This window comes from Paroceanicella profunda, assembly GCF_005887635.2.
Classification (GTDB): domain Bacteria; phylum Pseudomonadota; class Alphaproteobacteria; order Rhodobacterales; family Rhodobacteraceae; genus Paroceanicella; species Paroceanicella profunda.
In genome coordinates, this window is record NZ_CP040818.1 from 2,133,682 (window position 1) to 2,146,639 (window position 12,958).

12 protein-coding genes are annotated in these 12,958 nt (G+C 71.9%); 8 read left to right on the top strand and 4 right to left on the bottom strand.

Annotation, left to right across the window (positions count from 1 at the left end; all coding sequences use genetic code 11):
- Positions 1–149: 149 nt before the first annotated feature.
- A complete protein-coding gene (locus FDP22_RS09565) occupies positions 150–914 on the bottom strand; it encodes an HpcH/HpaI aldolase family protein (RefSeq protein ID WP_138571950.1) in 765 nt (254 codons plus the stop codon).
- Between the two features lie 223 nt (positions 915–1,137).
- A complete protein-coding gene (locus FDP22_RS09570; protein WP_138571949.1) occupies positions 1,138–1,383 on the bottom strand; it encodes an accessory factor UbiK family protein in 246 nt (81 codons plus the stop codon).
- A gap of 401 nt (positions 1,384–1,784) precedes the next feature.
- Between FDP22_RS09570 and lgt the strand changes: the two genes are divergently transcribed.
- From lgt to FDP22_RS09590, 4 genes are read left to right on the top strand one after another with little or no spacing between them, the layout of a single operon-like run.
- A complete protein-coding gene (lgt, locus tag FDP22_RS09575; protein ID WP_138571948.1) occupies positions 1,785–2,690 on the top strand; it encodes a prolipoprotein diacylglyceryl transferase in 906 nt (301 codons plus the stop codon).
- The gene (locus FDP22_RS09580; protein WP_138571947.1) at positions 2,687–3,751 is read left to right on the top strand and encodes a class I SAM-dependent methyltransferase; all 1,065 of its coding nucleotides are present in this window, start codon (positions 2,687–2,689) and stop codon (positions 3,749–3,751) included. Before lgt ends, FDP22_RS09580 begins: the two co-directional genes overlap by 4 nt.
- The gene (gene pgeF / locus FDP22_RS09585) at positions 3,748–4,494 is read left to right on the top strand and encodes a peptidoglycan editing factor PgeF (RefSeq protein ID WP_138571946.1); all 747 of its coding nucleotides are present in this window, start codon (positions 3,748–3,750) and stop codon (positions 4,492–4,494) included. Before FDP22_RS09580 ends, pgeF begins: the two co-directional genes overlap by 4 nt.
- A 22-nt stretch (positions 4,495–4,516) precedes the next feature.
- On the top strand, positions 4,517–5,665 hold the full coding sequence (locus FDP22_RS09590; RefSeq protein WP_205910766.1) for a M24 family metallopeptidase: 1,149 nt from the start codon (positions 4,517–4,519) through the stop codon (positions 5,663–5,665).
- A 577-nt stretch (positions 5,666–6,242) separates the two neighbouring features.
- Here FDP22_RS09590 and FDP22_RS09595 read toward each other — a convergent pair.
- Positions 6,243–6,743 carry an Lrp/AsnC family transcriptional regulator gene (locus FDP22_RS09595; RefSeq protein WP_138571944.1) on the bottom strand — a complete coding sequence of 167 codons (501 nt, stop codon included), beginning with the start codon at positions 6,741–6,743 and terminating at the stop codon, positions 6,243–6,245.
- Positions 6,744–6,862: 119 nt separating this feature from the next.
- Here FDP22_RS09595 and FDP22_RS09600 point away from each other — a divergent pair, with 119 nt between their 5' ends.
- Both FDP22_RS09600 and trxB read left to right on the top strand, forming a co-directional pair.
- The gene (locus FDP22_RS09600) at positions 6,863–7,813 is read left to right on the top strand and encodes a mitochondrial fission ELM1 family protein (protein WP_138571943.1); all 951 of its coding nucleotides are present in this window, start codon (positions 6,863–6,865) and stop codon (positions 7,811–7,813) included.
- A gap of 45 nt (positions 7,814–7,858) precedes the next feature.
- Positions 7,859–8,803 carry a thioredoxin-disulfide reductase gene (gene trxB, locus FDP22_RS09605; RefSeq protein ID WP_138571942.1) on the top strand — a complete coding sequence of 315 codons (945 nt, stop codon included), beginning with the start codon at positions 7,859–7,861 and terminating at the stop codon, positions 8,801–8,803.
- A 479-nt stretch (positions 8,804–9,282) separates the two neighbouring features.
- Here trxB and maiA read toward each other — a convergent pair whose 3' ends face one another.
- Entirely contained in the window at positions 9,283–9,915 is a 633-nt protein-coding gene (gene maiA / locus FDP22_RS09610; RefSeq protein ID WP_138571941.1) for a maleylacetoacetate isomerase, read from the bottom strand.
- A 172-nt stretch (positions 9,916–10,087) separates the two neighbouring features.
- Here maiA and FDP22_RS09615 point away from each other — a divergent pair, with 172 nt between their 5' ends.
- Both FDP22_RS09615 and FDP22_RS09620 read left to right on the top strand, forming a co-directional pair.
- Complete coding sequence (locus tag FDP22_RS09615; protein ID WP_138572518.1) at positions 10,088–10,528, top strand: VOC family protein; 441 nt, start codon at positions 10,088–10,090, stop codon at positions 10,526–10,528.
- Between the two features lie 109 nt (positions 10,529–10,637).
- Complete coding sequence (locus tag FDP22_RS09620) at positions 10,638–12,938, top strand: xanthine dehydrogenase family protein molybdopterin-binding subunit (RefSeq protein WP_138571940.1); 2,301 nt, start codon at positions 10,638–10,640, stop codon at positions 12,936–12,938.
- The last annotated feature ends 20 nt before the right edge of the window (positions 12,939–12,958 follow it).

Here is a 12,958-nt window from a genome sequence, read left to right on the forward strand (position 1 = left end):
GGTAAATCGGGGTGGCGTCATGTCCGGAAAATGGCGAGTCGCAGGCGATTTCGCAAGCGGCTTGACGAATGCGACACATCCCCCCGGGCACTGGCGCCTTCCGCAAGCGGGCCGGCCCCGGGGACGAGGCCGGCCGCAGGGGGAGCGGCTCAGCCCTTCACGGCGGCCGCGAGCGCGTCCACGGCCCGGGTGAACAGCATCACGTCCGCCCCCACCGACATGAAATGATAGCCCAGCGCCGCGGCCCGGGCGGCGTCTTCCGGCCCGCCGGTGAAGATGCCCATGCGCCCGTGCACCGCCTTCACCCGTTCGGCGATTTCGGCGATGGCGGCCTGCACCTCCGGGTGGCCGGCATTGCCCAGGTGCCCCAGCGAGGCGGCAAGGTCCGCCGGCCCGACGAAGATCGCGTCCACGCCGTCCACCGCCAGGATCTCCTCGAGATTGTCCATCGCCTCGCGCGATTCGATCTGCACGATCACGGCAATATGGTCCGCCGCCTCCTGCAGGTAGGTGGAGATGCGCCCGTAGGAGGCGTTCCGGCTCACCCCGGCCACGCCGCGCACGCCGTGCGGCGGGTAGCGGGTGGCGGCCACGGCCGCACGGGCCTCTTCGGCGCTCTGCACGAAGGGAATGATGAAGCTCTCGGCGCCCGAATCGAGCAGCCGCTTGATCAGCACCGTGTCGTTCCAGGCCGGGCGCACCAGCGCCGGGGTGTCGGTGGTGTCGAGCGCGCGGATCTGGTCGATGATGCCCGGCAGTTCGTTCGCGGCGTGTTCGGTGTCGATCAGCACCCAGTCGAAGCCGCTGCCGCCCATGATCTCGGTCACGGTGGTGGAGCAGAGCATGGCCCAGATCCCGTATTGCACCTCGCCCGCCTTCAGGCGGATCTTGAACCGGTTTTCGCGCATTTGCATGGCGCTTCGCTCCCTTCGTCTCGTCTTTCGGAATGGTCGGGGCGCGCGGCATCCGGCGCGGGCATCCCCGGTATGGTGGCCAAGACGTGACAGGGTTTGCACCCCGGGTAAAGGGGCGCCGCGGCGGTATCGGGAAGATGGAACGGGCGCGCGGAACCAGTGAAACGGTTGGTCCCGCGGCGAGGGGTGGCCGGGGCCGCTGGCGCGCCCCGGCCGGCGGGCCTCAGCCCAGTTTCTGCTCCAGCGTGGCGATGCGGGCCTTGAGGGTCTCGTTCTCCTCGCGGGCCTTCACGGCCATGGCGCGCACGGCGTCGAACTCCTCGCGGGTGACGAGGTCGCGGTCGGCCATCCAGCGGTCGACGAGGGATTTCATCGCCGTCTCGGCCTCGGCGCGCGCGCCCTGCGCCACGCCCATCGCATTGGTCATCAGCTGGGACATGTCGTCGAAGATCTTGGATCGGGTCTGCATGGCGGCCTCTCCGGGGTTCGGGGTCTCGTTGCAGGGCAATATGGCGCGGGCGGCGGCGAATGCCAAGGCGGGCGGGGCGCGGTTTCGGGCCCCGCCCGCCACGGGCCCGCCCCGGCCGGGCGCGGCGGCCGCCGGTGGATCCTCGCATTGCCCGGGCCAGGTGCCTCCCATGCACCTGCGCACGCGCGCACCTGCACACGCGCAGACCTGCGCACCGCGAGGCGAAGGCGCAGCGTCTCGCCCGCCCGCTGACGACGGTGCGTCCCGCGCGCCCGTGCGCCGGACGGGCAGGGCAACGGCCCGGGGCGAATGCCGGACGGGAGAAGCTGCCCCCTCGCTCCAAGGCTTGACAGGGCCGACCCCCCCCGGCACGACGGGCGCGTCAAACCCCCGAGGTACCCATGCCGCTCGTGCTGCACTTTCCCGATATCGACCCGGTGATCTTCTCCATCCACCTGTTCGGCGCCACGCTGAGCCTGCGCTGGTACGCGATGGCCTATATCGTCGGCCTGTTGCTGGGCTGGCGCTACATCGTCTGGCTGGTGAGCCGGCCGCGGCTCTGGCCCGCAGACCGGGCGCCGATGACCCGCGAACAACCCGAGGAGCTGCTGACCTACATGGTTCTGGGCGTGGTCGTGGGCGGGCGGCTGGGCTATGTGCTGTTCTACAACCTCTCGCAATACTTGGCGAATCCGCTGGAGATCCTGAAGGTGTGGGACGGCGGCATGTCCTTCCACGGCGGCATGCTGGGCGTGGTGGCGGGCATCCTGCTCTACGCGCGCAGCCGCGGCCTTCCGGCGCTGCAGGTGGGCGACGCGGTGGGCATGGCCACGCCGATCGGCCTCGCTCTGGGGCGGCTGGCGAACTTCATCAACGGCGAGCTCTGGGGCCGGCCCACCGACGTGCCCTGGGGCATGGTGTTCCCCAATGCGCCCTGCCCGGAGTGGTGGCCCACGGATGTCTGCGCCCGCCACCCCTCGCAGCTCTACGAGGCCGGGCTGGAGGGGCTGGTGCTGCTGGCGCTCATGGCCGTGCTCGCGCTGCGCTTCGGCTGGCTGAAGGCGCCGGGGCGCATGGTGGGCGTGTTCCTCACCGGCTATGGCGCGGCGCGGATCTTCGTGGAGAACTTCCGCCAGGGCGACGGCCAGTTCATCACCCCCGACAACCCCTGGGGCCATATCTTCCGCTTCGGCACCGGGCCGGAGGCGATGGGGGTGACCATGGGGCAGGTGCTCTCGCTGCCGATGGTGCTGGCCGGGCTCGCCTTCCTCGCCTGGTCGTGGCGGCGCGGGCGCCGGGCGGCATGAGCCTGCGGGAGATCCTGGCGCGGCGCATCGCGCGCGAGGGGCCGATGCCGCTCTCCGAATACATGGGCCTGTGCCTCGCGCATCCGCAGTTCGGCTATTACCCCACGCGGGACCCGCTGGGGGCGGCGGGAGATTTCACCACCGCGCCGGAGATCAGCCAGATCTTCGGCGAGATGCTCGGCCTCGCACTGGCCGAGGCCTGGATCGCGCGCGGCCGTCCGACGCCCTTCGTGCTGGCGGAGCTTGGCCCGGGGCGCGGCACGCTGATGGCCGACGTGCTGCGCGCCACCGCCCGGGTGCCCGGGTTCCACGCCGCGGCCCGGCCGTGGCTGGTGGAGACGAGCCCGGCCCTGCGCGCGGCGCAGGGGCACAGGCTTGCGGGCTTCGCGCCGCACTGGGCCGACACGGTGGCCGATCTGCCGGACCTGCCGCTGTTCCTGCTCGCCAACGAGTTCTTCGACGCGCTGCCCATCCGCCAGTTCCGCTCCGCCGGGCCTGCGGGCTGGGCGGAGAGCATGGTGGGGCTGGAAGGGGAGCGCCTCACCCTCGGCCTTGCCCCGCCGGTGGCCATGCCGCGCTTCGGCACCGCGCCGGAGGGGGTGGTGCGCGAGATCTGCCCGGCGGGCGAGGCCGTGGCCGCGGCGCTGGGCGCGCGGCTGGCGGCGCGCGGCGGGCTGGCGCTCGCCATCGATTACGGCGGCTGGGACGGGGAGGGCGACACGTTCCAGGCCCTGCGCGGCCACGCCGTGGCCGACCCGCTGGACAGCCCGGGGCAGGCCGACCTCACTGCCCATGTGGATTTCGCGGCGCTGGCCGCGGCGGCCACCGGCGCCGGTGCGCGGGTGGCGGGGTTCACCCCCCAGGGCGAATACCTGATGGCCCTCGGCGCCGGAGCCCGGGCCGAGGCACTGGCCGCGCGCGCCGACGCCGCCGGGCAGGAGGCGCTGCGGGCGCAGTTGACTCGGCTGGTCTCCCCGGAACAAATGGGGCGACTCTTCAAGGTTCTGGCGCTCACCGGTCCGCACGATCCGCCGCCACCCGGCTTCGAGGGGAGAGAATGACGCTGGAAATCCTGACTTCCGACCTGCTTTCGCCCGCGCGGCATGGGTTCTTCACCCGGCGCGGCGGGGCCTCCTCCGGCGTGTTCGCCGGGCTGAACTGCGGCCCCGGCTCCTCCGACCAGTCCAGCATGGTCACCATCAACCGCACCCGCGCGGCCGAGGCGATGGACCTGCCGCCGGCCAGCCTGTGCAGCCTCGCGCAGGTGCATTCCGACCGGGTGATCACCGTCACCGAACCCTTCGCCTCCCGGCCCGAGGCCGACGCGATGGTGACCGACCGCGCGGGCCTCGGGCTCGGCGTGCTGAGCGCGGATTGCGCCCCGGTGCTGTTCTCGGCCCCCGGCGTGGTGGGGGCGGCGCATTCGGGCTGGAAGGGTGCCATCGGCGGCGTGCTGGAGGCCACGGTCGCGGCGATGGAGCAGCTCGGCGCCGCGCGCCGCGAGATCCGCGCTGCCGTGGGCCCCTGCATCAGCCAGCGCGCCTATGAGGTGGGCCCGGAATTCCTGGACACCTTCCTGGCCGAGGACCCGGGACATGCCCGCTTCTTCGCCGGCGGCACGGGAGACAGGATGCAGTTCGACCTGCCGGGCTTCGTGCTCTCGCGGCTGCGCGCCATGGGGCTGGAAGCGGAATGGACCGGGCATTGCACCTATTCCGACCCCGGCCGCTTCTTCTCCTTCCGCCGCGCCACCCATGCGGGCGAGGCCGATTACGGCCGGCTCATCTCCATCATCCGCCTCTGACAGCCCCGGGGAGGGCCGCCTCATGCTGCATTTCGAACCGGCGGAATATGCCGCGCGCCAGGCCGCGCTGGACGCGGCCGTGGCCGCGGAGGGCCTGGACGCCCTGCTGATCTTCGCGCCGGAGAGCCAGTTCTGGCTCACCGGGCACGACACGTTCGGCTATTGCTTCTTCCAGTGCCTGGTGGCGCGGCCGGGGCAGGCACCGGTGCTGCTCACCCGCTCGGCGGACCTGCGGCAGGCGCAGCTCACCTCCACCATCGGAGACATCCGCATCTGGAAGGACGCGGCCGATGCCGACCCGGCGCGCGACCTCGCGGCGCTGCTGGCCGACCTGGGCCTGCCCGCCACGGCCCGGCTGGGTGTGGAGACCGACACCCACGGCCTCACCGCGCAGAACTGGCTGCGGCTGGCGGCGGCGCTGCCCCGGGCCCGGCTGGAACCGGCCTCCGGCCTCGTCTCCGCGCTGCGGCTGGTCAAGAGCCCGGCGGAGATCGCCTGCGTGCGCCGCGCCGCGGAGCTGGGCGACGCCGCCTACGAGGCCGCCCTGCCGCTGATCGGGCCGGGCGCCGACGAGGCCGCCATCCTCTCCGCCCTGCAGGGCGAGATCTTCGCACGGGGCGGGGATTATCCGGCCAACGAGGTCATCATCGGCTCCGGCGCGCAGGCGCTGCTGTGCCGCTATGCCTCCGGGCGCAGGCGGCTGGACGCGCAGGACCAGCTCACGCTGGAATGGGCCGGGGTCTGGCGGCATTACCACGCGGCGCTGATGCGCACCGTGGCGGTGGGCACGCCCCGCCCGCGCCACCTGGAGCTGCACGCCGCCGCCGAGGAGGCCCTGCTCGCCTGCGAGGCGGCCCTGCGGCCGGGCGCGGTGATGGGCGATGTCTTCGCCGCCCACGCCGGGGCGCTCGATGCGCGCGGCCTCTCCTCCCACCGGCTCAACGCCTGTGGCTACGCGCTGGGCGCGCGCTTCTCGCCGAGCTGGATGGAGCGGGAGATGTTCTACGAGAACGCCCCGGCGGCCATCGTGCCCGGCCAGGTGTTCTTTCTGCACATGATCCTGATGGACAGCGACAGCGGCACGGCGATGACGCTGGGCCGCACCTCGCTGGTCACCGAGGCCGGGGCGGAGCCGCTCTCCCGCCTGCCGCTCGCGCTCGACGTGAGGTAGGCCGGCCATCGCGCCACCCGCTCCGCAGGATCCGCGCTGGCTGGGCCCCGGAGGCCGGGGGAAACCCGGAGCGGGCCCGTCGTGCGCCGTGTCTGGCCTTCGGGCCGGGGCGCCGCGCGGAAAACGGCATTCCGGCGGGGAGGGCGCGAGCGGCGCCGGCCCGCGCGCCCGCCCGGGACGGCGCGATCGGCACGGGCCTGAACCTCGGTCCGGTCAGCGCGATCGGCGCCGACCTGCGCTTCGGTCCGGGATGGCACCATCGGCGCGAGCATGCCCTCCGGCCCGGACAGCGCCGGGCGTCCGACCTTCGGTCCGGGACGGGGCCAGGCGTCCGGCCCTCTGTCCGGGACAGCGCGATGCGCCCGGCGACCGGCCCGGGACCGTGCGATGCGCCCGGTCTTCGGCCCCGGGGCAGTGCGGGGCACCCGGCGACCGGTCTTCGGGCAAGGACGGCGCGCGGTGCCCGGCTCGCGAGACATGACAGCTCGGGCCGCCCTGTCCCCGGGCGTGCCGCCGGAGCGCCGCGGCACTTGGGGCGCGGGCGCATGCCGTCGGGCGGCAGGCGCCGGAGGAGGGCTCAGCTCTCGGAGCGGGCGCGTTCCTCGACCACCTCGAAGGGCACGCCCGGCTCGTCCTTCCCGCAGCGGATCACGAGGGAGGTCTTCACGCTGGCCACGTTCGGCGCGGAGGTGAGGTTCTCGGTGAGGAAGCGCTGGAAGCTGGAGAGGTCGGGCGCCACGCATTTGAGCATGAAGTCGATCTCGCCGTTGAGCATGTGGCACTCGCGCACCAGGGGCCAGGAGCGCACCCGCGCCTCGAAGGCGGAGAGATCCGCCTCCGCCTGGCTGATCAGGCTCACCAGGGCGAAGACCATCACCTCGAAGCCCAGCTCGCGGGAGTTCACTTCGGCGTGGTATCCGGTGATGAAGCCGGTTTCCTCCAGCGCGCGCACGCGGCGCAGGCAGGGCGGCGCCGAGATGCCCACGCGCCGGGAAAGCTCCACGTTCGTCATCCTGCCGTCGGCCTGCAGTTCAGCGAGGATCCGGCGGTCGATCGGGTCTAGTTTGATGCTGGGCATGTTCGGTCTAATATCGCATGTGACTGTGCCGCCTGGTGGCGGTTCGGACTCTTGTTATCCTGCCCGCGCCCCGGGGGCAATAAAGTTGCGAGATTGAGCAAGATTTGGATAGGGATTCCGTGAACATTCGCGTCGTGACCGATGGCCGCCCCGGAAATGCCACCCAGGCGATGGGCCTGGCCGAGGCGCTGGCCCGGCGCCTGCCCGCGCAGATAGACGAGCAGGTCGTGCGCCTCAAGCCCGTTTTCCGTGTCCTGCCGCAACGGGTGGCGGCCCTGTTCGGCCGGGGCGCCTTTGCCGCGGGCCCGGCCTTCGAGGGCACGCCGGACCTGGTGATCGGCGCGGGCCGGCGCGGCAACCTCGCCGCCGCTGCGCTGCGCCGGGGCGGGGCGCGCGCGGTGGCGATACTCGATCCGCAGATGGCCACGGCGGATTTCGACGCGGTGATCGTGCCGGGGCATGACCGGCTGCGCGGCCCGAACGTGCTCACCACGCTGGGGGCGCTGAACCGGCTGGGCGGCCGGGTGCTCACCCCGCCCGAGGCCCTGCCCGCGCTGCCCGCGCCGCGCCTCGCGCTGCTGATCGGCGGGCCCAGCCGCTCCGCCCGCTTCGACCGCGCCGCGCTGGCCCGGCTGCTGGAGGATCTCGCGGCATTCGAGGGCTGGTCCGTGCTCGCCACGCCCTCGCGGCGCACGCCGGCCTGGGTGGTGGCGGAGATCCGCGCCGCCCGCCCGGACGCCTGGATCTGGGACGGGGAGGGGGAGAACCCCTATCCCGGCATGCTTGGCGCCGCGCAGGCCATCATGGTCACCGAGGACAGCGTGAACATGACCTCGGAGGCCGCGGTCACCGGCAAGCCGGTGCATGTGTCCGGCCTCGGGCGCATCGATGCGAAATTCCTGCGCTTCCACGCCGCGCTGCGGGCGCGCGGCATCACCCGGCCCGCCGCGGAAGGGCCGGGGATGTGGAGCTATACGCCGCTGGCCGAGACCGAGCGCATGGCGGCCATGCTCTGCGAGCGGCTCGGGCTTGCCGCCGCCTTCCCCTCGGCGGCACCCTTGCCTATATAGACCGCTCCCCGGCCCGCCCGGCCGCGACGACAGGAGAGCGAGAGAATGTCCGAGACCCGCCATACCCGCGTGCTGATCATCGGTTCCGGCCCGGCCGGCTACACCGCCGCGGTCTACGCGTCGCGCGCCATGCTCGAGCCGATTCTGGTGCAGGGCATGCAGCCGGGCGGCCAGCTCACCATCACCACCGAGGTGGAGAACTGGCCCGGCGAGACCGAGATCCAGGGCCCCGACCTCATGGTGAAGATGGAAGCCCACGCGAAGGCGATGGGCACCGAGATCATCACCGACCACATCGCCTCCGTCGACCTCTCGCGGCGCCCGTTCACCGCGAAGGGCGAATCGGGCACCACCTACACCGCCGACGCGCTGATCCTCGCCACCGGCGCCCAGGCGCGCTGGCTCGGCCTGCCGTCCGAGGAGAAGTTCAAGGGCTTCGGCGTCTCCGCCTGCGCCACCTGCGACGGGTTCTTCTACCGCAACCGCGAGGTGCTGGTGATCGGCGGCGGCAACACCGCGGTGGAGGAGGCGCTGTTCCTCACCAACTTCGCCTCCAAGGTGACCCTGGTGCACCGCCGCGACAGCCTGCGCGCGGAGAAGATCCTGCAGGACCGGCTGGCGAAGAACCCCAAGATCGAGACCATCTGGCACCACACGCTGGAGGAGGTGATCGGCGCCGACGATCCGCTGGGCGTCACCGCCGCCATCCTGCGCGACGTGCGCACCGGCGAGACCCGGGAAGTGCCGGCGGACGGGGTGTTCGTCGCCATCGGCCACTCCCCGGCCTCCGAGCTCTTCGTCGACCAGCTGGAGACCCATGACGGCGGCTACGTCACCGTCCAGCCCGGCAGCACCCGCACCTCGGTGCCCGGTGTCTTCGCGGCCGGAGACCTCACCGACCACATCTACCGCCAGGCCGTCACCTCGGCCGGCATGGGCTGCATGGCCGCGCTCGACGCCGAGAAATTCCTCGCCGCCGAAGTGGCCTGAGGCCCCGCGCCGCCCTCCGACCCCGCGCCGGAGACGCGGCACGCGGCGACACGGCGGTCGGGGGCTCGATGCCCCCGTCCGACGTTTTTGCCTCTCGCGCCCCGACCGGCATCCCTTGCGCCCCGGCCAGTAGGCCTCGGGCCACGGCTGCCATTGCTCGCGTCCCGGCCGACATCCCTCGCGCCTTTGCCGGCACCTCTGGCGCCACAGCTGCCATTCCTCGCGTCCCGGCCGGGTACCCCTTGCGTCCCGGCTGCCATCCCTCCTGCCATGGCCGCCATCCCTCGCGACCGGGCGGCCGCCGTTCGCGCGATGACCTGACGTTTCCCGCTGCCTCTCGCCGCCCGCCGCCCGTTCGATCCGGGAGCCGGCGTCCGGCATGCCCGCGGGATGTCGGGCGCCGGCTCCCGCAAGGACGGGGGCGCTCCGCTCTTGGCGCAAGTTCAATGCGGCGCCGGGCACGCGCCGAGCGTCTCCCCTCAGGCTTCGGGGGGCGGGCCCACCCGGTCGGGATGTGCCGCGGCCACCGGCTCCAGCGCCTCGAGCCGCTCCATCACCGCGCCGATGCGCGGCAAGGCCGAGAGGTCGATGCCATAGCGGCGGGCGTTGAACACCTGCGGCACCAGGCAGATGTCGGCGAGGCTGAGGTGGTCGCCGTGGCAGAACTGCCCGTCGCCGGCGATCAGCGCCTCCACGTCCTTCAGCCCCGCCGGCAGGAAGGCCTCCATCCAGTCCTGCACGCTCATCGCCCCGCCGGAGCGCTGGGTCACCAGCCGCGAGACGCGCAGGTTGCATACGGGGTGGATTTCCATCGCGATGGCATAGGCCGTGGCGCGCACCTGCGCCCGCGCCGCCGGATCCTGCGGCAGGAAGCCGGTGCCGCGCGTCTCGTCGAGATACTCGATGATCGCGAGCGACTGGGTGAGGGTGCGCCCGTCGATCTCCAGCGCAGGAACCAGCCCCTGCGGGTTGCGCGCCAGATGCTCGGGCGCGCGGTGCGCCCCGGTGAGCAGGTTCACCGGCACGCTCTCATAGGCGATCCCGGCAAGGTTCAGCGCGATGCGCACGCGGTAGGCGGCGGACGAGCGCCAGTAATCGTAGAGCACGGTCATGAACGGTCCCTCGGTTCGTTTCTGTTGCAACGATAGGCGGCCGCGCCCAGGATGTGAAGCCGCCGCCCGGGGGCGGGGGCAACCCGCCGGCCCCGGGCGGATCTCGGGCAGGATGTGCCCGGAGCAGAAGGACAGGCAGATGACGACACGCCCCGAGGATGCGGCCGAAAACATGACCGAAACCGTCACCCGGGAGGCCGGCGCCTCCGACACCCTGGTGGGCGGGCTGCTCGAAACCTGCCTCTACGCCGCGGATCTGGAGGCGGCGGAGGCCTTCTACGGCGGGGTGCTCGGCCTGTCGCGAGTGGCGCGCGTGGCGGGGCGGCACGTGTTCTTCCGCGCCGGGCCCTCGATGTTCTTCGTCTTCAACCCCGCCGCCACGCGGGAGCCGACCCCCGGCGCAACCCTTCCCGTGCCGACGCACGGCGCCACCGGCCCGGGCCATGTCTGCTTCCGCTGTACCGCGCTCGACGCCATGCGCGCCCGGCTGGAGGCCTGCGGCCACCCGGCGGAGGCGGATTTCCGCTGGCCCAACGGCGCGCGCTCGCTCTATGTGCGCGACCCGGCCGGAAACTCGGTGGAATTCGCCGAACCGGCGCTCTGGGGCTGCTGACCTGCGGATTTCCGCACCGGATTTCCGGGGCTTGCCGGCATTTGGGGGATGGACGCGCGCGCGCGAGGCGTTACCTTCGCAGGCGAATCTGTGAAAGGAAGCGCCCGCCATGACCAAGTTCGGTGTCAGCCAGCCCGTCACCCGTGTCGAGGATACCCGGTTCCTCACCGGGAAGGGGAGATATGTGGACGATATCGCCCCCGCGAACGCCGCGCATCTGTGGGTGTTCCGCTCGCCGGTCGGGCACGCCACCATCACCGCGCTCGATGTCTCCGAGGCGGCCGCGGCGGACGGCGTGATCGCGGTGATGACCGCCGCCGATCTCGAGGGCAAATGCGACAACGCGCTGGACTTCTCCACGGTCAAGAACCGCGACGGCAGCTCCGGCGCCACCCCGGTCTACCCGCTGCTGGCCACCGACCGGGTGCGCTTCGTCGGCCAACCGGTCGCCGTGGTCATCGCCGAGACCCTGGAGGCCGCGCGTGACGCGGGCGAACTCATCTCCTTCGACTACGAGGAGCTTCCCGCTCATGTGGACACCGCCGTGGGCGGCTACCCGCTGCATGAGGACAGCCCGGACAACCTGTGCTTCGACTGGGGCTACGGCGACGAGGCGGAGATCGACGGCATCTTCGCCTCCGCCCCCCACACCACGAAGCTCGACCTGATCGACAACCGCGTCATCGCCAACCCGGTGGAAACCCGCGGCGCCTACGCGGAGTGGGACGGCAAGCGCCTGCACCTCGCCCTCAACGGCCAGGGCGTGTGGGACACGAAGGCCGAGCTCGCCTCCAAGCTGCACATGGAGCCGGAAAACATCCGCGTGACCAACCCTGACGTGGGCGGCGGCTTCGGCATGAAGAGCTACAACTACCCCGAGCATTTCCTGCTCGCCACCGCGGCGCGCGAGCTGGGCCGCCCGGTGCGCTGGCTGGCCGAGCGCGGCGAGGGCATGATGAGCGACGTGGGCGGGCGCGACCATGTCACTACCGCCGAGGCCGCCTTCGACGCCGATTACAAGCTCATCGCCCTGCGCATCAACTGCGTGGCGAACATGGGCGCCTATTGCTCGGCCTTCGCGCAGTACATCCCCTCGGAACTGGCGCTGAAGGTGATGCCGGGCGTCTATGACGTGCAGAAGGCCTTCTTCGGCGTGAAGGGCGTGTTCACCAATACCACCCCGATCGACGCCTATCGCGGCGCCGGCCGGCCGGAGGCGATCTACGTGATCGAGCGGCTGATGGACTGGTCGGCCCGCGAACTGGGGCAGGACCCGGTGGCCTTCCGCCGCAAGAGCTTCATCCCGAAGGAGGCCTTCCCCTACCGCTCGGTCTCCGGCGAACTTTACGACGTGGGCGATTTCAACCGCGTGCTCGACCGTGCGGTGACGGAGGCCGACATCGCCGGCTTCCCCGCCCGGCGGGCGGAGGCCGCGGCGCGCGGCCAGCTGCGCGGGCTCGGCCTGTGCTTCTACATCGAATCGATCCTCGGCGCGCAGAACGAGTCCACCAAGATCGCCTTCGCGGAAGACGGCATGGTGGACCTCTTCGTCGGCACCCAGTCCAACGGGCAGGGGCATGAGACGGTCTTCGCCCAGATCCTGCACCAGCGCTCGGGCATCCCCTTCGAGAAGATCCGCTTCGTGCAGGGCGACAGCGACCTGATCGCCCATGGCGGCGGCACCGGCGGCTCGCGCTCGGTGACCATGCAGGGCAACTCGATCAACGCCACCACCGACGTGATGGTGAACCGCTTCATGCCGCTGGCGGAGGAGGAGCTCGAGGTCTCCGCCGCCGACATCCATTTCGAGGACGGCCAGTTCCGCGTGCGCGGCACCGACCGGACGACGGACATGATGGCGCTCTCCGTCCGGGCCCGGAAGGCCGGCAAGCTGGACCTGCTGGTCACCGACCACGAGAACACCGTGCCCGGCCGCTCCTACCCCAACGGCGCGCATTTCGTGGAGGTGGAGGTCGACCCGGAAACCGGCGTCACCCGGGTGGTGAAATACACCGTGGTCGACGATTTCGGCGTGCTGATGAACCCGATGCTGGTGCGCGGCCAGGTGCATGGCGGCGTGGCGCAGGGCATCGGCCAGGCGATCACCGAGCAGGTGGTCTACGATTCCGACGGCCAGCTGCTCTCCGCCAGCTTCATGGATTACGCGATGCCGCGGGCGGACGACATCCCGATGATCCCCTTCCACACCGAGCTGGTGCCCTCCACGGCCAATGACATCGGCATGAAGGGCTGTGGCGAGGCCGGGACGGTCGGCGCGCTGGCCGCCGTCACCAATGCGGCACTCGATGCGGTCTACCCCGTGGGTGTGCGGCGGGTGGACATGCCGATGACCCCGGTGCGGATGTGGAACTGGCTGCAGGCGGCATCCGCCTCCGTCGCCGCCGAGTAAGCCGCCGCGAAGCGTCCGTC